This window comes from Paenibacillus cisolokensis (assembly GCF_018403665.1).
Classification (GTDB): domain Bacteria; phylum Bacillota; class Bacilli; order Paenibacillales; family Paenibacillaceae; genus Paenibacillus_AH; species Paenibacillus_AH cisolokensis.
The window spans coordinates 1-23,815 of sequence record NZ_BOVJ01000059.1; the positions used below are offsets into that span (position 1 = coordinate 1).

Genomic DNA, 23,815 nt, shown 5'->3' on the forward strand with positions numbered 1-23,815 from the left:
GCTGTCAATAGCGGAAAAAACTGTACTTTTGCAGGATTGGTTGATTTATAACGAATGAAAACGAGTGAAAACGGCAGCGAACAGGTGCAGGGGCCCGAAATGGTTTAAGCTGATGGTATGCGGATCTCTTCGGGATGGTTTAAGCTCCGGAAGTGCGGTGCTTTCCGAAATGGTTTAAGCTGATGGTATGCGGATCTCTCCGAAACGGTTTAGGCTACTGGTGTACGGAGATCCCCGAGACGGTTTAAGCTGCTCTGTATGGAGGGATGCCGCGAACTGCGGCTAATACCGTATACCGGGTCGGCTAATACCGTAATACCGGGTCAAAGAAAAGCTGCGAATGGGAAACGTATGACTTTATGCCGTTCGATAAGCGCGAACCGCGCAACAGAAAACGTCGCATGTCACTAACGCCGCCAGGCGTTTTTCTTATGTTTGACCGCACCATAGACAGCACCGTGTTATGTTTGACAGTACTCTTATGTTTGACAACACCGTTAATACCGTATATACTGTATATGTACAGTTATAACGAATAGAGGGATCCCGCGCAGTGAACATTTTGATTTCCAATTCGTCCGACGAACCTATATATTTGCAAATCGTGAACCAGATTAAAGAACAAATTATGAAAGGGGAGCTGACCGATTCCGAGCCTCTTCCTTCGATCCGCAGCTTGGCGAAAGATCTCAACATCAGCGTCATCACGACGAAGAGAGCCTACGACGAGCTGGAAAAGGAAGGCTTTATCGTCACCGTGGCCGGAAAAGGTTCCTTTGTGGCGTCGATTAACAACGAAATGCTGCGCGAGGCGAAAATCAGGGTGATCGAGGAAAAATGACCGAGGCCGTAACGACAGCCAAGCTTTTGGGTCTGACTTTGGATGAATTGCAAGAAATGCTCACGTTGATCTACGAGGGGTGAACCGCAATGGATAACATTTTGGAAATAACCAACCTGTCAAAAAGCTACGGCGAGTTCTCTTTGAAAAACATCAATCTTTCGTTGAAACGCGGGTATATTATGGGCTTCATCGGGCCGAACGGGGCCGGCAAAAGCACCACGATCAAACTGATCATGAACCTGGTGAAGAAGGATGAAGGACAAATCCGCATTTTCGGATTGGACCACGAGAAGGATGAAATCGCCGTCAAGGAGAAAATCGGGTTTGTTTACGACGAAAATCATTTTTACGATGAACTGACAGTCCGGGAATTGAAAAATATGATCCGCCCTTTTTACAGCAGATGGGATGAAGGATTGTTCCAAAAGCTGGCCAAAGACTTCAACTTGCCTTTAAAGAAGCAGATCAAGCATTTGTCCAAAGGGATGAAAATGAAATTTTCGTTGGCCTTGGCGCTTTCGCACGGTGCGGAGCTGCTGATCATGGACGAACCGACGTCCGGTCTGGACCCGCTGATCCGGAACGAGCTTCTGGAAATTTTGCAGGAGGTCATTCAAGACGAAGATAAATCGATCTTTTTCTCCACCCACATCACGTCCGACCTGGACAAAGTCGCCGATTTCATTACCCTGATCCATAACGGCGAAATTTTGCTGAGCACAACAAAAGACGAGCTGCTGGAACAATACTGCATCGTCAAGGGCGGCAAGGAAACGTTAAGCGAAACGAACCGGGAAGACCTGATCGGCCTGAAGGAGAACAAATACGGATTTGAAGCGTTGTGCCGGAACAAACGGGAGGCCATGAAACGGTTCGGCAACTCGGTCATTCTGGAAAAACCGACCCTGGAGGACATTTTGCTGTTTACAACCAGAGGAGGACGGACCAATGTTTCATCTTATTAAAAAAGACGTATTGATGCAAAAACGGACGCTGCTGCTGTCTCTGCTTATCATGGTCTTCTTCTCTTTTTCCCTTTCCCCGATGGGAACCGCCGGGCTCACGGTCAGCATATGGGCGATCTGTTACCTGTTTGTTTACGGTGCCGGCATGCTGGAAGAAAAAACAAACGGCGATAAGCTGCTGGTCAGCCTGCCGATCCGGAAAAACACGATCGTGATGTCCAAGTACGTGTCCGTCTATGTGTTCGCGGCTTATGCGTTGCTCGTAAACTTTATCATTCGCATGCTGGCGAATCTGTTTCAGATTCCCCATTTCAGTTTTCCGTTTACGTTAGAGGCGGTTGCCTCCACACTCATTGCGGTCACGCTAATATTCAGTCTTTCGTTCCCGCTTATATTCAAAGTCGGTTTTATGAAATCGCGCTTGACGAATTTCGTGGTCCTGTTCGCTTTTCTGTTCGTAGGACACCCGATCGCAGGTCAATTATCGAACGGCGCGGGGATCGATTTCTCTCTTGCAAGGTCGGATACCGGCCTGACGATATTGGTTGTACTTGCGCTATTGATTATCGTGATCGCGTCATTTTCACTTTCGCTTGCTTTTTACCGGAGGAGGGAGTTTTGAAAATGGGGCCGTCAACGAGCCGTCTTTTATAACCCGGGACATGGCGGCGCGGTTATTCCGGCGGCACGGACCGGAACTGCTTCCGGAAGGCGCTGGGCGTCAAGCCGGCATGGCGGCGGAAGCAGCGGACGAAATAAGGGAAGGAACCGAAGCCGGTCTCCTCGGCCACTTTGCCGACCGGCTCGTTCGTATTAACGAGCAGCAGCTTGGCCTGCTCGATCCGGTAACGGGTCAAATACTCGAGCGGGGTGCAGCCGAACGCTTCTTTCATGCAGAGCGCAATATAATTGGCATGAAAATGCAGCGCTTCCGACATGCGCTTGTAATGCAGCGGTTCCCGGTAATGGCGGCGCAGGAAGACGGCCGCTTCCTCCGCGACGGCGAGGCGGGGGCTTGCGGGAACCGCGCCCCCCGCTTCCTGCAGCTGCAGCAGCGCCGCAAGAAAATGCTGCTGGCGTTTCCAGCGCGAAGCGGCGTCGGGATGCCGCTGCAGCAAAATGCCCCGCAGCTCGCTATAGACCGCTTCCGGCACTGGAATACGGCCGGCTTGCGGAATATACCAGGTGAAATATTCCACCTGGTCATACGGATGAACCGGCGGCCTGACTGCCGGCGTCTGCCGCTCGTACACTTCCTCCCAACGGCCGAGCGTCTGAAAATGAACCCAGTAGAAATGCGTCTCCGACCGGCATGGAACGGCTGTCCGGTGAGCGCGGTCCGGACGCAGAATGGCGTAATGTCCCGCTTCCACCTGCAGCGGCATGCCGTTCTCCTCCAGTTCAAGCGCGCCGCCTGTCACGACGAGAAGATCGAAGACGCCGATGTTGGAGCGGTCCGGATGCGTACCGCCCGCCGGGTACGTATCTTCGCCCGCGACGATGCAGTGCGGCATTGGCGGACATACGAATTGAAACATTTCAGTTCCTTCCCCTTTACGATGCAGCTTGTCATTATCTTAATAGACCGGCATGCGCAGATGCAATTAGATGTTGCGATCGGATAAAAGGCGGTTGTCATCGGCTATCCCGTCCCTTTCGCTTTCATGCTATATTCGGTTCATCCGATAGCGAAAAGGGGAGAAACGTATGGCGCTGCATCGTACGGCATTTGAACCGCTTCCGCTCGGAAGCGTAAAGCCGGCCGGATGGCTGTACAACCAGCTGCGTATCCAGGCGGACGGACTGACCGGCCATCTGGAAGATCATTGGGCCGACGTCGGACCGGACAACGGCTGGCTCGGAGGAAAAGGGGAAAGCTGGGAGCGCGGTCCGTATTATGTGGACGGGCTGCTTCCGCTCGCCTATCTGCTGGAGGATGAGCGGTTGATCGGCAAGGCGAACCGCTGGATCGAATGGTCGCTCGCGAGCCAGCGGAGCGACGGGCAATTCGGTCCGGACGCCATTCGCACCGTTAACAGCGAGGTCGACGGAAAGCAGGACTGGTGGCATTACATGATTATGCTGAAAGTGCTGACGCAGCATGCGGAGGCGACAGGAGACGAACGGATCGTCCCGTTCCTGGGCAGGTTTTTCCGATACGTGCGCAGCAAGATCGAGGAGCAGCCGCTGCGCGGATGGGCGAAGGCGCGGGGAGCGGAAATGCTGCTGACGCTGCGCTGGCTGTACAAGCGCACCGAAGATCCGATGTTGCCGGAGCTGGCGGCGATTGTCGCCCGGCAGACGCTGGAATGGACGGAGATCTTCCACGACTTTCCGTACTGGCGCAAGGTGGAGCAATGGGATTGGCGAACCCATGTCGTCAATGTGGCGATGGGGATCAAGACGCCGGGGACGATTTACGAATGGACCGGCGACCCCGTCCAGCGGGAAGCGGTGCGCCGCGGCATCGACAGCCTGATGATCTACCACGGTCAGGCGCATGGCATGTTCTCGGGAGATGAATGGCTGTCCGGCACACATCCGAGCCAAGGGGTGGAACTGTGCGCCGTCGTCGAGTACATGTTCTCCATGGAGCAGTTGACGCGCATCTATGGCGACGGGCGGTTCGGCGACATTTTGGAAAAAGTCGCCTTTAACGCGCTGCCGGCGGCGATTTCGGCGGATTGGACCTCGCATCAGTACGACCAGCAAGTCAATCAGATCGTCTGCAACGTCGCGCCGCGAAGCTGGAGCAACGGCCCGGATGCGAATCTGTTCGGCCTGGAGCCGCATTTCGGCTGCTGCACGGCCAATATGCACCAGGGGTGGCCCAAGTTTGCCGCTTCGCTGTGGATGGCGGACGGCGAAGGGGGATTGGCCGCGGTCTCCTACGCGCCGTGTGTCGTCCGGACGAAGGTCGGTTCGGGCGCGGAGGCGGAATTGAAGGTTAGCGGCGAATATCCGTTTCGCGAAGACGTCGTCATGGAGCTGACGCTTGAGCGGCCGGAGCGGTTTGCCTTCACATTGCGCATACCGGCATGGTGCTCCGATCCGGCGCTGGAGGTGAACGGCGAACGGGTCGACCTTGGCGCCGCCAAGGACGGATACGCCCGGATCGAGCGCGAATGGCACAGCGGCGACAGACTGGTGCTGAAGCTGCCGATGACGGTGCGCACGGTGATGCGCAATTTGAATGCCGTCAACGTGGAACGGGGACCTCTCGTCTATGTGCTGCCGGTGGGCGAGAATTGGCAGCTGCTCACGAAGCGCGAGAAGTTTCACGATTGGGAAATTTACCCTGCCACCCCGTGGAAATACGGTTTACTTGCGGAAACCGGTTTTGAGCCGTCGTTCGCGGAAGTGCCCTACCAGCCGTTCGATGCCCGCCATGCGCCGGTCCGGTTGAAGGCGACCGGCAAGCTGGTGCGCGATTGGCGGATGGAGGGCAACAGTGCGGGAACGCCGCCGCTTTATCCCGACGCGTCGGACCAGCCCGCCGCCGAGCTGGAGCTGGTGCCTTACGGCAGCGCGCGGCTGCGCATAGGGGAGTTTCCGCTTATTCGACAGGAACCGAATTCATAATTTTATTATCGTGGAGAAGCCGCCCCGTACGACCGGTCAATCCGGAACGTGAGAACGTGACGTGTCCGATAGCCGGTCATGCGAATGCGGCTTTTTGTTGTTCAAACTCGATACTTCCAGCCCATTGCGGTCGCTTGCCGATCCCGATTTCCTAAAAATAGTCGCATAGTCCCCGACCGCAAGCTTACGGCTGGAGTCGGAATTCCTAAAAATTCGTTAAGTTCGCTTGTTTGTTCGCCTTCCAGATTGCTATAGTTTTTGAAACAAAATCTATCGTTTCCAACTTATAGACGCAGACTTTGGAGCTAAGAAAGGAAGAGGGGTTATGAGATTGGGAGGCCCGGTCTTTGTCGAATTCGAGGACCCGGACGGCTGGATTCGTGCGTTGAAAGCGGAAGGGTATCGGGCGGGAACGTGTCCGGTCGGACATGACGCTTCGGCGGAGCTGATACGCGCTTACCGGAACGCGGCCGATGCGCATGATATCGTCATTGCCGAGGTGGGCGCTTGGAGCAATCCGATCAGCCCGGACGAGCGTACGAGAAAAGCGGCCGTCGAACATTGCAAGCAGCAGCTCGAGCTTGCGGAACGGATCGGCGCGAGATGCTGCGTCAATATTGCCGGTTCGCGCGGCGAGCAGTGGGACGGACCGCATCCGGACAATTTTTCCGAGGAAACGTTCGAGCTGATCGTCGATACCGTGCGGGAAATTATCGATGCCGTCAATCCGCAGCGCACCTTTTATGCGCTGGAGACGATGCCCTGGGCATTTCCCGACTCGGCCGACACTTACGTTGCGCTCATTAAAGCGATTAATCGCAAGGCGTTCGCGGTTCATCTGGACCCGGTCAACATGATCTCGAGCCCCCGAATCTATTATCGGAACGGAGAAATGATCAAAGATTTTTTGCCAAGCTGGGACCGTTCATTCGTACTTGCCATGCGAAAGATATCCGCTTGTCCGGACAACTGACCGTACGTCTCGAAGAGACGGTTCCGGGAACCGGGGAACTGAACTATGCCGTTTATTTGCGCGAGCTGAGCTGGCTGGACCCGGATATTCCGCTGATCATCGAGCATCTGGACGATGCGGATCAATATCGTCGGGCGGCCGGCTATATCCGCCAGGTTGCCGCTTCGCTCGATATCCCGCTGTAGTCCGGTCTTGCAAACGTGTAACGGCCGAAAATCGCGGGCAGCCCGCTTTGCGGGCTGCCCGCGATTTCATCTTTGTAAAATCAGATTTGCGTAATGACATATACAAGCGGTTCGTGGCCGGCTTCCGTACCGAAGAAATACAACTGGTTGCCGAGAAACAGCTCATAGTACCGGTGCCTCGACGGCTCCGGTTTGCCGCGCAGTCCGAGGCGGATTTGCGCCGGCGCGTCGTCCTCCAGATCGAATCGGGGAGGTTCGATCCACTGCATCAGAAACTTCATCGGCACGGACGAAGCGTAAGTCGCGGGCGACTCGTCGTCAAGCAGCCAGTTGGGCTTGCCGCCAAGCTTGTTTCGTTTGGCCGCGGTCTTCTTCGACGGCACAAGCTCGAGACGGTTGAAGCGGATTTTGGGGGTGTAATCCATACGCTGCTCGCCTGACCTCGTCTCGAACACGACGATGCGAAAATTCCGTTGATACTGAGTCAGGAAGCCTTGCGGAATATCGGCGCCGGCAAGCACGCCGGTCAGCATTTCCGGAATCAGATACTCTTCATGAGCGCATGAGGTGCAGGCGAATACGGCCATCGACAAGGACTGCCAGACATGTCCTGCCGGAAAGGCCACTTGATAGAAGAACGTCAGATCGGCACCGCACAGCCTGCATTGCGGCAAGTCGACGCCGGCCGGAATCCGGGGCCGGCCGCCGATGAAGGAGGTGTCGTCTGCGTTTTGGCCGCTCACGGCCGGTTTGGATTCAATGAACCAACAAGCATCCATAGGTTGATCGCTCCCTGCCGTTTAGTAAACTGTATGGCTATAAGTCAGTGTACCATATCCGGGACATCCGGCCGCAACCCGTCAAGCGGCATTACGGATTTCGGAATATTTTGCTGATCGTTTCCCCGTCAATGCGCACCTGATACAGCACTTCCGAAGGGCGCGTCGAGCCCGGCGGATATTTCGGCGTTACCCGTACGAACACATCCTTGCCCGCCAACACTTCTTCGGCGATCATTTTCTCGAATTCGCGGAACGCGCCGCGGTTGACCGTCGGGTTCTGCGGGAAAATATTGCCCGATTTGCGGCTGCCGAGACCGCCGAGCTTGTTGCCGATCGCATGGCCGGCGTCATCGGTCCGGCGGCCGAGCATGCGCGCGAATCTGCGCGACGCGTCGTTGGTAATCGTGCCGGTGTCGATATGGCGCGGTTCGATCTTCGCAAAGACCGATATAATCTGGCCGCGGCTGCCGAGCGTCGTACGGTACGTAAGACCCGCCTTCGTCGTGATTTCGTATCGGGCCAGCCCTTTGGCGGACGGCAGCATGCGGGCGGCTGCGATTCTCCCGAACGGCAGGCGGTTAAGACCGAGCGTGAACAGCGCGGCCGCGGCATATTCCGGCGATTTCAGCCGGCCGGGATGGCGAATGATATCGGCAACTTGATGGCCGCTGGCGACGATGCCGTAGCCGAACGAAACGGCGCCGATCGCCGACCATACGCCCATGAACGGAAAAGAAAGGGCGAATGCGCCGGCAATGATGGCAGCCTTCTCCCAACCGGATCGCCGGTCCCACCAGGACTGCAGGTTGTCGAACAGGCAGGCGAAGCATGTATCGTGCGAGCCGTCCGGCGTCCAGCCGCTTACGGCGGTCAGGCCGATGATGAAGAGCAGCGCAACGGCTGCGATCGTCATCGCTCCGTGAATGGAATAGACCCGTTCGTTCAACAGAGGCAGACGGGCTTTACCTTCCGCGTTGCCGTGCAGCAAGGCCATCCCCAGCTCGCGCCGTTCGCGATAAAAATAGAGCAGGTAGCCGAATTGCCGCCGGTCCTTGAACAGCATCCAGGTCAGAAGGAGCAGCTCGCTGACCGGATTGATGACCGGTTCGTATTGAAGCGCCGGCAGCTGGTTTTTCAACTTGTTCAGCTGGATGTAATCGATCAGAACGGCCGCCGCGATCATCAGCAGAAGAAGCGGTTCGGCCCGGTATCCGCTGCCGAGCCATTCGTGAATGCGTTCCAGCCAGCCCGGCGTTTGATAGTCGCCGTTCCACACCGCGTGATCGAGAATGGCCCATAAGAGCAGGAAGAGCGGGAACAGAAAACGGCGTACGTCAGCCGCTTCCGGAAGCGGATCGCAAAACCGGCGCCAAGCGCGATAAGCGCTGTCAGTACGGCATGGCCGCTGCTCATCTTGTCCGGCAAGAAGCTGCTTTCGAAGTAGCCGGGAAACCAGTCATACAGCTCCCAATGCAGCACCTGGCCGTCCAATAGCGTCATGCCGTAGGGGAACATCCCGGACACGAAGCGCCGGACCGTCTCCTCCATCCATTGAAAGCCTGCGCCGGTCGCGCCGCCGATCAGCGCGTAATCGGCCAGGCTGAGTGTGGACGCGCGCCGTGACAGGAACAGGAAGACGCCTAGCGGAAGCAGCTTCATCATTTCTTCCATTATCGGCGTCACGACCGCCGTGCTCCAGATATCCCGCGCTTCGCCGCCGAACAGAGCCGTAATCGCGTTGACGATGACCGTATTGATCGGCACGGTCAGCCATGCGCCCGCCAGAAAAAGTAGGAGCAGGTTCGCCATGTCAACGTTTTGCTGCGGCATAGAAACCAAAATTGCAGCAGGACATATAGCGACCAGCCATACTGAAGAAGCATCGTGCGCGATTCTTTCATATAGAAAAGGCTGGCCAGGAAACCGGCCACCAAAATCCAGGACAAAATCGAATAGAGCGTGTAAAGGACCGGATATTTTCGCAGCAGTTGCTGCGCGAACTCGCCGATCGCTTCGAGCCCGGAACGGATTCCGGTCCGGACATTGCCCAACATGCCGTTCGGCTTCAAGGTTTCACTCTCCTTTCGCAGGGCTCGGGCGCCTAGATACTATAACCGAATTTGGGCGAGATTGGTATAGGACAAAATTCCATTTTTGACGCATTTTTGTGACCGGAGGCGCAAAGCGCCGAAAACCGCAGATAACGCGCCGGATTCGGCCTTTGTTCATCAATTTGTGATAGCCGGGACGGTCCGACCAAAGAACTATCTGCTATAATGAAGGCGCAAATGCCGAGGATGGAGGGAAACATGATGTTGCTGCGAATGCGAAAAAGAAAAATACAAAAATATCGGTTATTGCTTGCGGTGCTTATCGCATGCGCCGTACTGCCCCGGACGGCATGGGGTCACTCCGCTCTCGTCGAATCGTCGCCGGAAGCGAACAGCGTTGTGAAACAGCCGCCGACGGAAATTACGCTAACATTTAATACGAAGATCGAACCCGTCAGCGCAATCGTCGTCAAGCGCGAAGACAAAACATCGGTTGCATTGGCGGAAACGAAGGTGGACGGCAAGCGGATCGTCGCCTCTTTGGAGGAACCGCTGGAGAACGGACGCTATACGGTCGATTGGAGCATTATCGGGGAAGACGGCCATGCCATAGACGGTGCATTCGCGTTTGAGGTGCAGGTTCCCGATGAGGCGGAGACGCCCGCCGGACAGCAGACCGAAGAGCGGACGGATATGTCCGGAGATTCGGCCGCGGGAGCGGAGAATAATCCGGCTGCAGGCGGCGGCGAACAGCCGGCGGCAGCTGATGATACGGCCGATTCTTCCGAAGGAGGATCGGAGACGGGAGCGGCGGCGGAAGATCCGTCTGCAACCGATGAGCAGAACGCGGCGCCTCTGCCGGAGAAGGACGATAGCGGCCGGGGAACGGCGCGCTTCAATATGCTGTGGCTGGCCGGAGGCGTCGCCGTCATCGTGCTGGTTCTTGCCGGACTGTCCTCCGTGCGCCGCGGCAAGCCATAATCGGGCCGGCAAGCGTTCACGGAACGAACCCGGCTATGCAAGCGGCCCCGATATTCTGCCGGCAGTCCGAAAATAGCCCAAAATACCTGTTAAAATATAACTATTTATAGTATATTATTTTCTGGTAATATGGTTATATTTACCTACAACAGGGTGAGGGAGAGATGTGGGACGATGAAAAGGTTTATGAGTGCGGTGCTGGCATGCTGCCTGCTCGTCGGCATCGTGACGGCGGGCAGCGGAGGGACGGCGGCGGCCGCCGCGGCGGATGCGAAAATCGCCGAAGTCGGGCGCAACGGATCGCTGCTGATGGAAGACGGTTCGCTCTGGATCGACAGCCTGGGCAACCGCAAGCTTCAACATTTTCCGAATATGAAAGCGAAGGCTTTGGTCGAAGAGGAGCGTACCGGCTATGCGTTGACGAGCGACGGCAAAATTCTGTCGTGGAGCTCGGGACAGAAGCCCAAAGTCGTGAAGGAAGATAAAAGCATTCGCGAGCTGAAGCTCGGCTACTGGCTCAGGTCGGACGGGACCGTCCGGGGGTTCGACAAGCGGGCGGACAAGCTGCAAAATGTCGTACATTTTTATAACGGGGAAGCTCTTGTCGCGTTGACCGGAAACGGCGAATTGCTGGTCAACTTGGGAGGGGACGAGTTCCAAAAAATCGATACCATTGAGTCCCCTTCATCGGTCGCCGATATTGCGATGTATGGATTCGATGTCGTCGTGCATTACAAAAACGGGGACGTCGTCTTACATTCGTGGTTTAATGTCTGGGATAAGAGCGACCCGCCGCAAACGATTGCGCAAAACGTCGTTCATCTGTCGACGAATTCGAACGGCCATCTGTTTTTGACCCATCGGGACGGAACGGTATCCTACTATAGAAGCGGCGAGCTGAATGCCTTGAAAGAAACCAAGGACTTCGTCAAAACGGTCGGCGTCGGCTACGCTTCCTTCTACGGTAAGAAGCGGGACGGCAGCTGGGTGTACTACGAGGAAGGCAAGACGAAGCTTGTGACCGTTCCGAAAATCGCAAGCTTGTCGGTCAAGCTGTCGGACCCGCTCCCGTATGTGGGCGACAAGGTGAAGGTCGATATCGTCGCGAACTATTCGAACAACGACAAAAAACGATACCGCTGAAAGAAGCGGATCTGGTAATCGAGAAGCCTTATATCGCCGAACGTTCAAGTGACGGTAGGTTGAAAGTGAAGGCGGCGGGCACGACGAAAATTACCGTCAAACAGGGCGGCGTTTCGAAGTCGGTCACGCTTTCCGCTTCTTACGGCTATTATCTGCAATACGCCAAACAAGTAAACGGCGTCATTTACATCCCCGTCAAAGATGTGTTCGAAACGATGGGCGCCAAAGTATCCTATAACAGCGGAACGAAAACGTTTACAGCGAAACTGGGCAATACCGTCGTCGAGCTGAAGCAGGGAAGCGCAAACGCCAAAGTGGACGGAAAGGCGGTCCGGATGAAAGGCACGGTGCGGCAGGAGAACGGCATGACCGTATTTCCGGCAAGCTTGCTGGCCGATCAATTCGGCGCCAAGCTGAAATGGGACGCGAAGCGGCAGGTGCTCACGGTCAGCTTCGGCCAGGGGCATATCTGGATCGAATCGGTCGATACGCAGGCAATCGACAAGCGCACCGCATTGGGAGGCTTGAACGCTTATATCGGCAAAACGTATTACGTCAATCATTATCAAGGCTGGAAACGGTTCATGAAGGTGAAGCTTGTCGATATCGAGGTGGAGGACCGGATGTACAAGCCGGTGTTCCAGACGGATGGCGGCAAGCAGTACGCCGGATATTCGACGACGGCGGACCGGCTGAAAGAATTGCTGGCCGACGATTATACGTTCCTGAATTACGATCCGTACAAAAAGTACAAATGGCCGTCGTCGGTGTGGAAATTGATCGAAGCCGAGAAAATCGCGATCGGCATGACGAAACAGCAAGTTCTGCTGTCATGGGGGGAACCGACCTCCACCAGCACCGTGTCGGGCTCCGGCATTACGGTGGAAACGTGGGGGTATGGCTATTACACGTTCGTTACGTTTACGAACGGCAAAGTGTCCTCCATCGTCAGATAGTGTCCCGGCAGGGAACGAACCGAACGTCGCCGGCATAGCCGCGCAGCGGACCGGATGCTGCTGCGCGGGGGACCGCATGACAAAAGGGGCGCGGATTACCCGCACCCCTTTCCGCGTCCCGGCAGCAGTACGGTCAGACTGACGAGGGTGACGAAGACGGTTGCGCCCATGTCCGACAGTATGGCGATCCAGAGCGTCAGCCAGCCGGGAATCGTCAGCAGCAGCGCCAGCAGCTTGAGACCGAGCGATACGGCAATATTGAAGCGAATGATGCGGTTGACTCTCCGCGATACCGATACGGCCTCCGGCAGCTTGCCGAGATGATCCTGCATCAGGACGATATCGGCCGTCTCGATGGCGCTGTCCGTTCCTTTGCCCATGGCGATGCCGAGATGGGCGGAGGCAAGGGCGGGCGCGTCGTTGATCCCGTCGCCGATCATGCCGACTTTGCCCCGCGCCGCCAGCTCTTTCACCCGGGCCACTTTGTCTTCCGGCAGAAGGCCGCCGTAAAATTCGTCTACGCCGACCGCGCGGGCGACCTTCTCGGCGGTCTGCCTGTGGTCGCCGGTCAGCATGACCGTCCGGATGCCGCGGCGGTGCAGCTCCGCTATCGTCTGCCGGCTTTCCTCGCGAATTTCGTCGGCGATGCCGAACATGCCGAGCAGCTTGCTGCCATCGGCGACGAGCACGATCGTCAGCCCTTCCGCTTTCATGGCCGCAATATCCGCTTGCTCCTTCTCCGACAGCGCAAGCTGTCCGACGCCCGTCTCATTGCCGGCGTAATAGTCCGTACCGTCTATCGCGGCGACGATGCCGCGGCCGGATAGCGTCTCGACCCGGTCCGGAGTGCGGGGAACGACGCCGAGCCGGGACGTCTCCTTCAGCACCGCTTTGGCGAGCGGATGGGACGACGTGCTCTCGATGGCGGCGGCTACATCGTAAAATTTCTCCTCGTCGTAGACGACGGTCCGCACGACATGCGGCTCGCCTTTCGTCAGCGTGCCCGTCTTGTCGAAAGCAATCGTATCGAGCTTGCCAAGCTGCTCCAGAAATACGCCGCCTTTGATCAGAATGCCGTCCCGGGCGCTGCGCGCGATGCCCGAAACAATCGCAATCGGGGACGACAGAATAAGCGCGCACGGACAGCCGACGATCAATACGGCCAGCCCTTGGTACAGCCATATCATCCAGTCGCCTCCGAACAGCAGGGGAGGGGCCAGAAAGACTACAAGCGCCACGGCGATGATGAGCGGCGTATAGTAACGGGCGAATCGGTTAATGAATAATTCCGTCGGCGTTTTCGTTTCCTGGGCTTCCTCGACGAGGTGAAGAATTTTGGCCAGGGAAGAATCCCGGTAGGGCCGGTCGATGCGGACGTGGAGCAAGCCTTCGTTGTTGATGCTCCCGCCGTACACGAAATCGCCGGCGTTCTTCTCGACCGGCATCGACTCGCCGGTTATGGCGGCTTCATTGACCGAGCTTGCGCCGTGCACGATCGTGCCGTCCGACGGAATTTTCCCGCCGGGCTTGACGACGACCGTATCGTTGGCCGCGAGCGCAGCGATCGGCACGATTCTTTCGCGGCCGCCTTCGAGACGAACGGCTTCTTTCGGCGCCGCCTGCAGTATCGCTTCCATCGAACGGCGGGCTTTCTCCATGCCGTAGCCTTCCAGCAGCTCATTAACGCCGAACAGCAGGGCGACAAGCGTCGCCTCTTTCCATTCGCCGATCGCGACGGCGCCGATGAGCGCAATCGACATCAGCGTGTCGATGTTGAAGCGGAGCCGGACCAGATTGCGGATGCCGCGAAGAAACGTTCGATAGCCGCTTAACGCAATGGAGAGCAAATAGAGCGCTGCCGAGACGCCCGCGCCGACCGCGGCCGATCCTTCCGCGCCGGAGCCGGCCAGCAAAGGGATGGCCAATGCGGCGGCATACAATACGGCGGAGAAGATGAGCCATCTCAACATCCGGTTGCCGGCGCCATGTTCGTGATGGTGTTCATGACCTTCATCGTGCCGTTGCGCTTCCGCATGATCGTGCACATGATCATGCCCATGATCGTGCGCATGATCATGCGAGCGATCGTTGCCGGCGGTGTCGTGACGATGAACGTCGTTCTCGCATGAACACGCCGCGACAGCGGCGGCTGCCCCGCCGCCGTCATTCGATACGAGGAAGGCGCCGTCCGATTTCAGAATCGCCGCTACCCGTTTCATTTCGATACGGGAATCGATCGTCAGTTTGCCGGAGTTGTAGCTCAGCGACGCCGAATCCCCGAACGGGAGCTGCCGGATTTGACGTTCCAGCTCTTGTGCGCAGTTTCCGCAAGACAGCCCCTTTACCCGGTATTCTTTCATGGCCATGATTCGTCCCTCATTCCGGATCACAAATTAAATATGAATACTTGTTCATATAATATGTTTAAATTGCGGAAATGTCAATGCGGTTTCGAACCCGTAATCTTTCTGATATAATAATCCGAAAGGCGGTGGACGTGACATGGAACGAACGATGGAAGAAGTTTGTGAGGATACCTGTACCGGTTCCGAACTCGCGGCGGACGATTGGAACGGCACCCGCATCGATGAGCAGACAGCGATCGATCTTGCCGAGTTGTTCAAGGCGCTGGGCGATCCGACGCGTATGAAACTGATTTACGCGCTGCTCGACCGCGAGCTGTGTGTCCACGATTTGTGCGTCATTCTTAATATGACCCAATCGGCAGTGTCGCATCAGCTCCGCTATTTGCGCAACGTTCGCATCGTCAAGCGCCGTAAAACGGGGAAAACGGTCTACTATTCGCTCGACGACACCCACGTCAAAGAAATCGTGCTGCTTACGATTCAACATTTGGCGCATGGTTGATCGAGACGGACGTTTTCCATTCCGATCTATAGACATCGTGGGGAGAAGGGACTTCTTTGACGGAAGCCCTTTTCCTCTTTTCTGCAAGGAACTTCGACGAAAAGGGAGAGTGCTTCTTCATGAACGCAGGGGAAAGAAAAACGGCGGTCATTACCGGAGCGGCCGGAGGCATTGGACGCGCCCTTGCCGCAGGCTATGCCGGGGAAGGATTCGCGGTTGCGTTGATCGATAAGGATGAGGACGGACTGCGGGAAACCGGGAACATGGTGGAAGCGGCCGGAGGGAACGTGTATGTACGAAAGGTCGACCTGACGGATCCGGATCAAATCGCGGCCGGATTTCGGGATATCCGCGACGTGTGCGGCAGGGTGGACGTGCTGATCAACAATGCCGGACTCGGCGCGTGGAAATCGCCTTACGAGCTGTCGGTCGAGGAATGGGATTATGTCATCCATACCAATTTGCGCGGCACCTTTCTCTGCTCCCGGGAGGCGGCTGCCGTCATGCGGGCGCAGGGCGGAGGCGCGATCGTGAACATCGCCTCGACCCGCGCCTTCATGTCGGAGCCGAACTCGGAAGCTTATGCCGCTTCCAAAGGCGGCATCGTCGCGCTGACGCACGCGCTGGCGGTATCGCTCGGGCCGGACGGCATTACCGTCAATTGCATCAGTCCCGGCTGGATCGAAACCGGGGACTACGGCAAGCTCCGGCCCGAAGACCACGCGCAGCATCCCGCGGGAAGAGTCGGCAAGCCGGACGATATCGTCCGCGCCTGCCTGTATTTGACCGATTCGCGCAACCGTTTCGTTACCGGAACGAATATTACGGTAGACGGCGGGATGACGCGAAAGATGATCTATCTCGAATAACGGACCGATGGTCGGCCAGCCAGCGGATCAAGAGCGCGAACGGATTTCCTGGCGCATGAACATCGCGTACGATATGCCGAAGCACGCCATCGTCGCGGCCAACAGGCCGATCAGCTGCGGCCATACGAGCAGCACGCTTTGGCCGAGCGGCAGCGGGCTGGCGATCGCGCCGACAACTTGTTCGGCCGTCAGCGGACCGAGCGAGCGGACGCCGGGTGTCAACAGCGTCGTGGTCGCTTCCGAGAACAGGTAAGCGGGCGACAGACGGTTCAGCAGCAGAATGCCGTTGGCGTGGCTCAGCAGCTGGTCGACCGACGTTGCGTTCGCCGGCGCCGTCGCGCGCTCGATCAGGCCGACGATCATGCTGTAAAATACCGAGAAGAACAGCCAGAGCGCGATCCCCGAAAGCGCCGAAGTAGCCGCCTGGCGGAAGCGGATAGAGAACAGAATCGACAGGTTCAGCCAGAAGCCGACGTATACGATGGCGACAAGCGTGAACAGCACGACGCGGATGAATTCTTCCGGGGTCGGCGGATAGCCGATCGTCATAAGCCCGAGCCCCATGACGAGAAATCCGAGCGAGAACAGGACGACGGTAATGAGCAGCAGCGATGCGGTGAACTTCGCCAATATGAAGTCGTCCCGATAGACGGGATGGGACAGCAACCGGCCGAGCGTTCCTTTGCTGCGCTCCGAATTGACGGCGTCGAACCCGAGTGCGATGCCGATCAGAGGACCGAGGAACGAGACGAATGTCGCGAACGTCGGCAACGTTCCGTCGGAAGCCGTAAACATTTTCAGAAACAGGAACGCCGTATCGGATTGCTCGTTGCCCGCGCTTTCTTTCAACGACGTAACGGCCCCGTAGATCGAACCGATGCAGGCAAGCACCGTAATGCCGATCAGGATGCCGAACCGCCAGCTGCGCAAATGATCGCCGAATTCTTTCTGCACGATAACCCAAAAGGGGGAAGGCGTCCTTGCGCCGGATTGTTCCGCATTCGCCTTGCGAATGCCGTTTCCGTCGGACGAAGGCCGTTCGGCCCGTATTTTCAGCTTCTTCAGCCATCCGCCAAGTTTAGCGATCGCTTCTTTCAACGCGTTTCCCTCCCCTCGAAATAACGGTGATAAATATCGTCCAATCCGTACTGCCTGCGGCTGATCGCATGCAATCTTGCGCCGCATTCGATGACGGCCGCGGCCGCTTCGCTAGTCACGTCGCGGCTGCAGACGAGCGTCGCGACCGACTCGCCGGCCGCCGTATTCTCGGTAGACGCCTTCGCGTCAACCGAGACCGACTGCACGCCTTCCAGCGCCTGAAGCCGTTCCGTCAGCGCGTCGGTCCAGCCGGATGCTTCGATGAGAACGGTAACCGTCCCCGTCTCGTCCAGCTGTTCCGCCAATTCCGCGACGGAGCCGAGGGCGATCAGCCGCCCTTGCACGAACAGGCCCACTCTGTCGCAAATTTGCTGCACCTGATGCAGGTGGTGCGAGGAAAGAAGCACCGTCAAGCCTTCCTTGCGGCTCAGATCGGAAATAAGCTGCAGCAGCTCCCGCACCCCTTCGGGGTCGATGCCGAGCGTCGGTTCGTCCAGAATGATCACTTCGGGCCGCTTGATCAGCACATCGGCGATGCCGAGCCGCTGCCGCATCCCGCGGGAGTAGGCGCCGACCTTCTTGCCGGCGGCATGGCTCAAGCCGACGAGCTCGAGCAGCTGCAGCGCCCTGTCGCGGGCTTCGCGTTCGGGCAGGCGGTTCAGCCGCGCCGTAAAGATCAGATTGTCGAGTCCGGTTCGATCTTCGTAAAAGCCGATGTCGTCGGGCATGTAGCCGACAAGGCGTTTCACCTGCAGCGCGTGGCGGGCCGGATTCAAGCCGCAGACGCGGGCGCTGCCGGACGTAGGTTCCGTCAGCCCGAGCATCATCAGAATGGTCGTCGTTTTGCCGGCGCCGTTCGGCCCGAGGAGTCCGAATATTTCGCCGCGGCGGATGGTCAGATCGAGCGCGTTGACGGCGGTATGATCGCCGTACGTTTTGGTCAGCCGCTTCAGCTCGATCACCGGTTGTCCGGGGGGCGCAGGCGGCGAAACGGACGGTTCCCGGCCGGCCGTCAAGCGGCCGTTTGCTTCATGCGCGGATTGATTCACGGTTAACGCCTCCCGTATTTACGGAACAGATAATAGATGCCCCCCGCTACGGCAAGAATGATCAAGATGCCGATCCAACCCCACAATACCGACGATTTGACCGCCACGCGGATTTGCGCGTCAGCCGATTTTTCAGCCGAAGAGGCGGTGATGCTTACGACGTAATCCCCGGGCAGCGCTTCCTTGGACGCCTTGATCGTCGCTTGCACGCGTGCGGATTCGCCCGGCTTGATGCTTTCGACGGTCGGCTTGTCGAACGAGACTTCCCAGCCGGTAGGACTCGATGCCGACATATTGACATTTTTCAGTTCGGCCGAGCCGGAATTGGTAACGACGAGGTCGACTTTGCTGGAGGAGCCGGACGTCACGTTGGCATTCAGCCGTTCATCGGCCGTGCTGACCGAAATGCCGTATGTGCCCGTAATGTCGACTTCGACTTTCGTTTCGGCCGAAGTGGAATTGGTCGTCGCCTTGATCGGAATTTCGTAGGTGCCGGCCTTGACCGTATCCGGCGGTTCTACATTGATCGTGACCGATTTTTCCGCGTTAGGCTCCACTTCGAGCGACGACACATTGTTGCCGCCCGATGAGAACGTGACGTTCCAGCCGGGATCGGCTGCTGCGCTCAAGGCGTAAGTCTGGCTTTCCGCAGTGCGGTTGCGCAGCGTTGCCGTGAAGGAGAACGTCGAATCGGCATGCCCTTGAATGTTGGGCTGATCCGTCTCCAGCTCGGTCCGGAACGTGCCTTTCTCCGATACTTCCACGGCAAGCGGAAGAACGCTGCCGCTGGCGGATACTTCAAATTGGTATACCCCTTTTTCCACTTCGAGCGGAACGTGCAGCGTCAGGCTGACGGATTGCGATTCCCCCGCTTTGACGGCCAGACGGCTGACGTTTCGTCCTCCGGCGGTCATCTCATATTCCCAGTCGGCGCTTTGGGCCTTGAACCCGAGGTCGACCGTTGCCGTCGAGCTGCCGTGGTTGATGACGTCGATCGAGTACGTGATCGATTCACCCGGCGGAGCCGAAAGCCGGAGGTACGGCGTGTAAAGCTCGACCGCCGAAGCGGCGGAAACGACAGAGCCGGTGAAGCCGGCGGCGGTTCCGCCCAATCCGAGAATAATGGCCAATACCAACGATACAATGGTCCTGCGGCATGCGGCACGCATGCAGATCCCCTCCTGAATTGATCTTGTCCGCGGTTCGCGACCGAACCGCTTTTCATATTGGGTACGCACGAGGCGACGGCTTGGATTTATGGAAAATGAAAAATTTTATCCGAACTTTTGACCGCTCTTTTCAGAACGGATTTTTTTGATACAACGAAACATATAGGGAAGTTCGATGCGAAACAGCGGGTTCGACCGGTTGAAGGGGGGAGCCGAATGAACCGGACTGGCGGCGAATCGGCGGCGCTGCTTGCGGAAATGTGCAGCGGCTCGGCCGAAGCGTTCGAGCAGTTCTATGAGCGGTACATGCCGCTCGTTTTTCAGGTGGCCATGCGCGTCGTCGGCGACCGGATGGAAGCGGAGGATGTGTGCCACGACGTATTTCTCGAAGTGCTGCGCAAAGGAAGCGGCTACGATTCGCGGCGGGGATCGATCGAGTCGTGGCTTGCGGTCATGACGCGCAGCCGGTGTCTGGATCGGCTGCGCCGCCAAAAACGGACGACGCTGCTTCAAGAATCGGATACGGCCGTCTTCCGCGCAGGCGGCGAGCCCGGACCGGAGGAGCTCGTTCTGGACCGGATGCAGCGGGAGGCGCTTGTCCACGCGCTCGGACACTTGCCGCTGCGGCAGCGGCAAGCCATCGTCAGCCAGTATTACGGCAACGAAACGCAATCGACGATGTCGGCGGCCCTGAACGTGCCGCTCGGCACGGTGAAATCGTGGGTTCGTTACGGCATTCATAATATTCGGAAGCAGTTCGACAAGCTCGGCTGGATGCAGGAAACGGGAATTCGGAAGGAGGAAGACAAATGATCGCGCAAACGGGAAACGGTTCGCCTAAGCGGCAGTGCGAACGGGGAATCGGTGAACAGACGCTGGTCGATTGGCTGCTTGGCCGCCTGCCGGACGATCAGCATCGTTTGCTGGCGGCTCATGTGGCCGAATGTCCCGCATGCAGCGGCATCGCGGACATCTGGCGGCCGCTGCTCGCGCCGCCGGCGGCGGCCGACGGCTCCGCTCTTCCTTCCGAATCGGTCCGCGGCAAATTGCGCCGGCGTCTGCGCCTCATCGGCCTGAGGCGGTCGATACGCCAGCACAGCGGCAAATGGATGGCGGCGGCCGCCTGCGCGATCATGCTGCTGACCGCGCTCGCCGGGCTGTTCCACATCGACGGTTCGTCCGAGCGGCGGAACCGTTACGTCGCCGAGCATGAACCGGCAGCCGTCGCCTTTCTGAACGATCCGTTCACGGCCAATTATCATGTTCGGCTGACGAACCATATGCTGGGCGAAGGGTATATCTGGTTTAACGATAATTCCCACGAAGCGCTTATTTTGCTGGAAGGAACGCTGCCGAGCGACGGGTACGCCTTGCAGGTGTGGGCCGTAAAGGGCGACGGGCACGCCAAGCTCGGCACGCTCAGCTTCAAAGAAAAAATTTGGCGCATCTGTTCGTCAAGGCAGAGGCGCTCACGTCCGCCGACAACATCGTGCTGACGATGGAACCGCGGGGCAGCTCTTCACTTCCTTCATCGGAAGCGCTGGTGTTTATGCTGCAACGGCGTTGACGAATATCCTCACAACGGCCGGCGTTCGAATGACGGCTTGCCGGCGCCGGCCGTATGCCTGTCCGCCTCTTTCACCGCATGTCTGTAACTTCTCCTCTCTCTTGCACTCTCCTGGAATCCTCACCGAAATTTGGCGTCATACGGATACGCGCATTTTTTGTTGACAATATCATAGTTATCCGATAAGATTTATTCAACAAGCAAACTGACTGACTAATCAATCAAGGGTGTGGTGACGATAACCGATCATAAAGAGTTGAAGGCCAAAGACACGGGGCGCAAGGAATTGCTGATAAAGATCGCGCTCGAACGTTTCGCCAAGTACGGCTACCACAAAACGAAAATTTCGGATATTGTCGGTGAGGCCGGCGTGGCGCAAGGTACCTTTTACTGGTATTTCAAAAGCAAGGAAGCGCTTGTGCTCGAAATTATCCGCAACGGCCAGGAGCAGCTTTTGCAAGTGATCGGGCAAGGCTACCGCAAGGAAGTCGGCACCGTCGAAGACATGCTGCGCTCGTCGGAGGAGCTGTTGACCGGATTTTTCCGATTCGCGTTCGCCAACCGTCATTTTATGGAAATTATGTTGTCGGGAAGCGGATGGGACGAGACGATCCGGCAAGCCGCCCATGAAGCGCGCGTATCGATGGAGCTCGCCTTCCGGCGAAACATTCGGCGGGCGATCGAACTCGGCATGCTGCCGGATACGATGGACGTCGAAGTCAGGTCGGCGCTGCTTATGAGCCTGATCGAAGGAATAGCGGCCCGCTGGCTGTTCGGCCCGCTTGAAGCGGGATCGCAAATTCCCGAACGGACGCCGGAAGAGTTGGCGGCGGAGACGGCCAGATTTGAATTTTTCGGATTATTGGGCAAATGAACGACAGAATTGTTTTTCCGGCATGGTGCCGAGAGGGAGGAAGCTGTGATCACAGTGAAATGGTTCGAAGGGAAGTATCACGTTCAGGACGGCCGGCAGGCGATCTGGGGAACGGAGGCGTCGCAGGCGTGGACGCCGGTCGAATTGCTGGAAAGCTCGCTTGCACTGTGCGTCGCGAAATCGCTTAACATTCGAATGGATCAGGACGGCGTTTCGGCGGACGATTTTACGGTTGTTGTCCATTCGAACAAATCGGCATCGGGCGTGCCGCGGCTCGAAAGCTTCAACGTCGAAGTGCAATTGCCGGCATACCTTCATCCGGAGTACAAGGACAAGCTGCTGCGGCAAGCCTCGCAAATCTGTACGATCGGCAATACGTTAAAACGGGGTGCGGAGATCGGTTACGAAACGATATAAGGCTGCGCATCCCCAAATCTAGGAATCATTCGAAAGGATGCGAACAATTTATGCTGCAACAACATCAATCAGGAATCGAAGATTATTCCATCATTCCGGTCCCGGCGGACAAGCGCAAGCCGTCATGGAACATTGCCGTTACGAGCTGCGCCTGGATCATTTCATTATCAACGCTGTTTACCGGCGGAGCGCTCGCCGCCGGGCTCACGTTCGGGCAATCTGTTCTTGCAGGCGTTTTCGGCATGCTCATTCTTGCCGTTTACGGTTTTTTCAAGGGTGGATGGGGGCGAAATACGGCGTTTCCACCACGGTGCTGGCCCGGCATGCGTTCGGACGCGCCGGCGCCGGATTGTTCGGTCTCGTGCTGTCCATTACGCTCGGAATCGGCTGGTTTGCCTGGCAGGTCGCTTTCTTCGGCATGACAATCGAACAGATGTTTCCCGGTTATTGGTTTACTGACCAGCAGGCGGCGATCGTCTGGGGCGGCATTTTGATGATTTCAACAGCATTTATCGGTTACCGCGGTTTGGCTGCTCTTAGCATCATCGCCGTCCCGCTCGTCGTCATTCTGTCCGTTTGGGGCTTTTTGCCGCCGTTCAGCATTCGGGCAGCTTCGACTCTTTGTTCAGCGCTCAGCCGATCGGCGATCCGATCACCTTGTTCGCCGGCATTACGCTCGTCGTTGGCAATGCTGCTCTCGGCGCCGTTGTGTTCCCGGACATTTCCCGCTATGCCCAATCTCCGCTTAAGGGCGGACTCGGCACATCATCAGGCTACTTCCTCGGCGGATTGTTCTGCATCGTTGCCGGTGCGGCGATGACGTTTGCGGCCCAGGTGCCGAGCATCGGTTCCACGCCGAACATTCCGGCGGCGATGGCGCAGATCGGACTCGGATTTTTCGCTTTCCTTATTCTCGTCTTTGCGCAATGGACAACCAATGACAACAATTTGTACACCGGCGCTCTTGGGATGCGCAACGTCGTGCGCGTACCGAAATCGGTGCTGGTGCTGGTGATGGGCGGACTCGGCATCGTCATTGCGCTCATCGGCATCCAGGATCATTTCGTGCCGTTTCTGAATCTGCTTGGCGCCTACGTTCCGCCGATCGCCGGCGTCATGATCGCCGACCATTTTATTATTGCGCCATATGTGCGGAAGAGCGGCTATCGTTTCGGCGCGGGCACCGAATATCCGACGGTCAATGCGGCGGCGATCGTCATCGTGGTACTGGCCGGCTTCATCTCCACGAAAATCACGTTCGGCATCGGTCCGATCAACTCGACGCTGCTCGGATTCGCGGGCTATGCGGTCGTCGCTTCGGTCTTGCATGCGCTTCGCGTTCCGTACGCTTTCGGCCGCTCTCGCGAAGATTCGACCGGGTTTTAAAGGCGCTGCCGCTTTATGGCCAATTCTATCCATTTCTGGAGGGGTGAACTGTGAAT

General features: G+C 57.5%; 25 protein-coding genes and 1 pseudogene. 17 read left to right on the plus strand and 9 right to left on the minus strand.

The window, feature by feature from the left end; all coding sequences use genetic code 11:
* Positions 1-553: 553 nt before the first annotated feature.
* The 3 genes and pseudogenes from PACILC2_RS08145 (at position 554) to PACILC2_RS08155 (ending at position 2,431) form a co-directional block, all read left to right on the plus strand.
* Positions 554-924, plus strand: a pseudogene (locus tag PACILC2_RS08145) (GntR family transcriptional regulator).
* 6 nt (positions 925-930) lie between these two features.
* On the plus strand, positions 931-1,809 hold the full coding sequence (locus PACILC2_RS08150) for an ABC transporter ATP-binding protein (RefSeq protein WP_213528495.1): 879 nt from the start codon (positions 931-933) through the stop codon (positions 1,807-1,809).
* On the plus strand, positions 1,793-2,431 hold the full coding sequence (locus PACILC2_RS08155) for an ABC-2 transporter permease (protein WP_213528496.1): 639 nt from the start codon (positions 1,793-1,795) through the stop codon (positions 2,429-2,431). Before PACILC2_RS08150 ends, PACILC2_RS08155 begins: the two co-directional genes overlap by 17 nt.
* Positions 2,432-2,483: 52 nt before the next feature.
* Here PACILC2_RS08155 and PACILC2_RS08160 read toward each other — a convergent pair whose 3' ends face one another.
* A complete protein-coding gene (locus tag PACILC2_RS08160; protein WP_213528497.1) occupies positions 2,484-3,347 on the minus strand; it encodes a helix-turn-helix transcriptional regulator in 864 nt (287 codons plus the stop codon).
* A 169-nt stretch (positions 3,348-3,516) separates the two neighbouring features.
* Between PACILC2_RS08160 and PACILC2_RS08165 the strand changes: the two genes are divergently transcribed.
* From PACILC2_RS08165 to PACILC2_RS26585, 3 genes are all read left to right on the plus strand, one after another.
* Complete coding sequence (locus PACILC2_RS08165; protein WP_213528498.1) at positions 3,517-5,391, plus strand: beta-L-arabinofuranosidase domain-containing protein; 1,875 nt, start codon at positions 3,517-3,519, stop codon at positions 5,389-5,391.
* Between the two features lie 325 nt (positions 5,392-5,716).
* Complete coding sequence (locus PACILC2_RS08170) at positions 5,717-6,364, plus strand: sugar phosphate isomerase/epimerase family protein (RefSeq protein ID WP_244863354.1); 648 nt, start codon at positions 5,717-5,719, stop codon at positions 6,362-6,364.
* Positions 6,349-6,549, plus strand: coding sequence for a hypothetical protein (locus PACILC2_RS26585; protein WP_244863355.1), 201 nt, complete (start codon positions 6,349-6,351; stop codon positions 6,547-6,549). The genes PACILC2_RS08170 and PACILC2_RS26585 overlap by 16 nt, the downstream gene beginning before the upstream one ends.
* A gap of 80 nt (positions 6,550-6,629) precedes the next feature.
* On the opposite strand, the gene PACILC2_RS08175 is transcribed toward PACILC2_RS26585, so the two are convergent.
* From PACILC2_RS08175 to PACILC2_RS08190, 4 genes are all read right to left on the minus strand, one after another.
* On the minus strand, positions 6,630-7,328 hold the full coding sequence (locus tag PACILC2_RS08175) for a hypothetical protein (protein ID WP_213528499.1): 699 nt from the start codon (positions 7,326-7,328) through the stop codon (positions 6,630-6,632).
* Positions 7,329-7,419: 91 nt separating this feature from the next.
* Positions 7,420-8,607 (minus strand): DNA/RNA non-specific endonuclease, encoded by a 1,188-nt coding sequence (locus PACILC2_RS08180; RefSeq protein WP_213528500.1) that lies wholly within the window; start codon positions 8,605-8,607, stop codon positions 7,420-7,422.
* The gene (locus PACILC2_RS08185) at positions 8,514-9,140 is read right to left on the minus strand and encodes a PrsW family glutamic-type intramembrane protease (RefSeq protein WP_213528501.1); all 627 of its coding nucleotides are present in this window, start codon (positions 9,138-9,140) and stop codon (positions 8,514-8,516) included. Before PACILC2_RS08185 ends, PACILC2_RS08180 begins: the two co-directional genes overlap by 94 nt.
* Positions 9,098-9,400 carry a hypothetical protein gene (locus PACILC2_RS08190; RefSeq protein ID WP_213528502.1) on the minus strand — a complete coding sequence of 101 codons (303 nt, stop codon included), beginning with the start codon at positions 9,398-9,400 and terminating at the stop codon, positions 9,098-9,100. The genes PACILC2_RS08185 and PACILC2_RS08190 overlap by 43 nt, the downstream gene beginning before the upstream one ends.
* Positions 9,401-9,640: 240 nt before the next feature.
* On the opposite strand from PACILC2_RS08190, the gene PACILC2_RS08195 reads away from it, so the two are divergent.
* The 3 genes from PACILC2_RS08195 (at position 9,641) to PACILC2_RS08205 (ending at position 12,462) form a co-directional block, all read left to right on the plus strand.
* A complete protein-coding gene (locus PACILC2_RS08195) occupies positions 9,641-10,363 on the plus strand; it encodes a copper resistance CopC family protein (RefSeq protein ID WP_213528503.1) in 723 nt (240 codons plus the stop codon).
* A gap of 174 nt (positions 10,364-10,537) precedes the next feature.
* On the plus strand, positions 10,538-11,506 hold the full coding sequence (locus tag PACILC2_RS08200) for a hypothetical protein (protein ID WP_213528504.1): 969 nt from the start codon (positions 10,538-10,540) through the stop codon (positions 11,504-11,506).
* A gap of 65 nt (positions 11,507-11,571) precedes the next feature.
* Positions 11,572-12,462 carry a stalk domain-containing protein gene (locus tag PACILC2_RS08205; protein ID WP_244863361.1) on the plus strand — a complete coding sequence of 297 codons (891 nt, stop codon included), beginning with the start codon at positions 11,572-11,574 and terminating at the stop codon, positions 12,460-12,462.
* Positions 12,463-12,557: 95 nt separating this feature from the next.
* Here PACILC2_RS08205 and PACILC2_RS08210 read toward each other — a convergent pair whose 3' ends face one another.
* Entirely contained in the window at positions 12,558-14,822 is a 2,265-nt protein-coding gene (locus PACILC2_RS08210) for a heavy metal translocating P-type ATPase (RefSeq protein ID WP_213528534.1), read from the minus strand.
* Positions 14,823-14,964: 142 nt separating this feature from the next.
* On the opposite strand from PACILC2_RS08210, the gene PACILC2_RS08215 reads away from it, so the two are divergent.
* Together PACILC2_RS08215 and PACILC2_RS08220 are read left to right on the plus strand one after the other, a co-directional pair.
* Complete coding sequence (locus PACILC2_RS08215; RefSeq protein ID WP_213528506.1) at positions 14,965-15,330, plus strand: ArsR/SmtB family transcription factor; 366 nt, start codon at positions 14,965-14,967, stop codon at positions 15,328-15,330.
* A 119-nt stretch (positions 15,331-15,449) separates the two neighbouring features.
* The gene (locus tag PACILC2_RS08220; RefSeq protein ID WP_062493185.1) at positions 15,450-16,199 is read left to right on the plus strand and encodes an SDR family NAD(P)-dependent oxidoreductase; all 750 of its coding nucleotides are present in this window, start codon (positions 15,450-15,452) and stop codon (positions 16,197-16,199) included.
* A gap of 27 nt (positions 16,200-16,226) precedes the next feature.
* On the opposite strand, the gene PACILC2_RS08225 is transcribed toward PACILC2_RS08220, so the two are convergent.
* From PACILC2_RS08225 to PACILC2_RS08235, 3 genes are read right to left on the minus strand one after another with little or no spacing between them, the layout of a single operon-like run.
* Positions 16,227-17,297 (minus strand): ABC transporter permease, encoded by a 1,071-nt coding sequence (locus tag PACILC2_RS08225; protein WP_372447082.1) that lies wholly within the window; start codon positions 17,295-17,297, stop codon positions 16,227-16,229.
* On the minus strand, positions 17,294-18,313 hold the full coding sequence (locus PACILC2_RS08230) for an ABC transporter ATP-binding protein (RefSeq protein WP_062496909.1): 1,020 nt from the start codon (positions 18,311-18,313) through the stop codon (positions 17,294-17,296). Before PACILC2_RS08230 ends, PACILC2_RS08225 begins: the two co-directional genes overlap by 4 nt.
* 35 nt (positions 18,314-18,348) lie before the next feature.
* Positions 18,349-19,515: a COG1470 family protein gene (locus PACILC2_RS08235; RefSeq protein WP_213528508.1), complete on the minus strand. Its 1,167-nt coding sequence runs from the start codon at positions 19,513-19,515 to the stop codon at positions 18,349-18,351.
* Positions 19,516-19,731: 216 nt separating this feature from the next.
* Here PACILC2_RS08235 and PACILC2_RS08240 point away from each other — a divergent pair, with 216 nt between their 5' ends.
* The 6 genes from PACILC2_RS08240 to PACILC2_RS26595 all read left to right on the plus strand — a co-directional run bounded on the left by PACILC2_RS08240 (position 19,732) and on the right by PACILC2_RS26595 (position 23,759).
* Positions 19,732-20,328 (plus strand): RNA polymerase sigma factor, encoded by a 597-nt coding sequence (locus tag PACILC2_RS08240; RefSeq protein ID WP_213528509.1) that lies wholly within the window; start codon positions 19,732-19,734, stop codon positions 20,326-20,328.
* Positions 20,325-21,011, plus strand: coding sequence for a zf-HC2 domain-containing protein (locus PACILC2_RS08245; RefSeq protein ID WP_213528510.1), 687 nt, complete (start codon positions 20,325-20,327; stop codon positions 21,009-21,011). Before PACILC2_RS08240 ends, PACILC2_RS08245 begins: the two co-directional genes overlap by 4 nt.
* 303 nt (positions 21,012-21,314) lie before the next feature.
* A complete protein-coding gene (locus PACILC2_RS08250; protein ID WP_307860453.1) occupies positions 21,315-21,956 on the plus strand; it encodes a TetR/AcrR family transcriptional regulator in 642 nt (213 codons plus the stop codon).
* 45 nt (positions 21,957-22,001) lie between these two features.
* Positions 22,002-22,373, plus strand: a complete 372-nt coding sequence (locus PACILC2_RS08255; protein ID WP_213528511.1) for an OsmC family protein — start codon at positions 22,002-22,004, stop codon at positions 22,371-22,373.
* Positions 22,374-22,423: 50 nt separating this feature from the next.
* Entirely contained in the window at positions 22,424-22,795 is a 372-nt protein-coding gene (locus tag PACILC2_RS26590; protein ID WP_244863356.1) for a hypothetical protein, read from the plus strand.
* A gap of 199 nt (positions 22,796-22,994) precedes the next feature.
* Entirely contained in the window at positions 22,995-23,759 is a 765-nt protein-coding gene (locus tag PACILC2_RS26595) for a cytosine permease (RefSeq protein WP_244863357.1), read from the plus strand.
* The last annotated feature ends 56 nt before the right edge of the window (positions 23,760-23,815 follow it).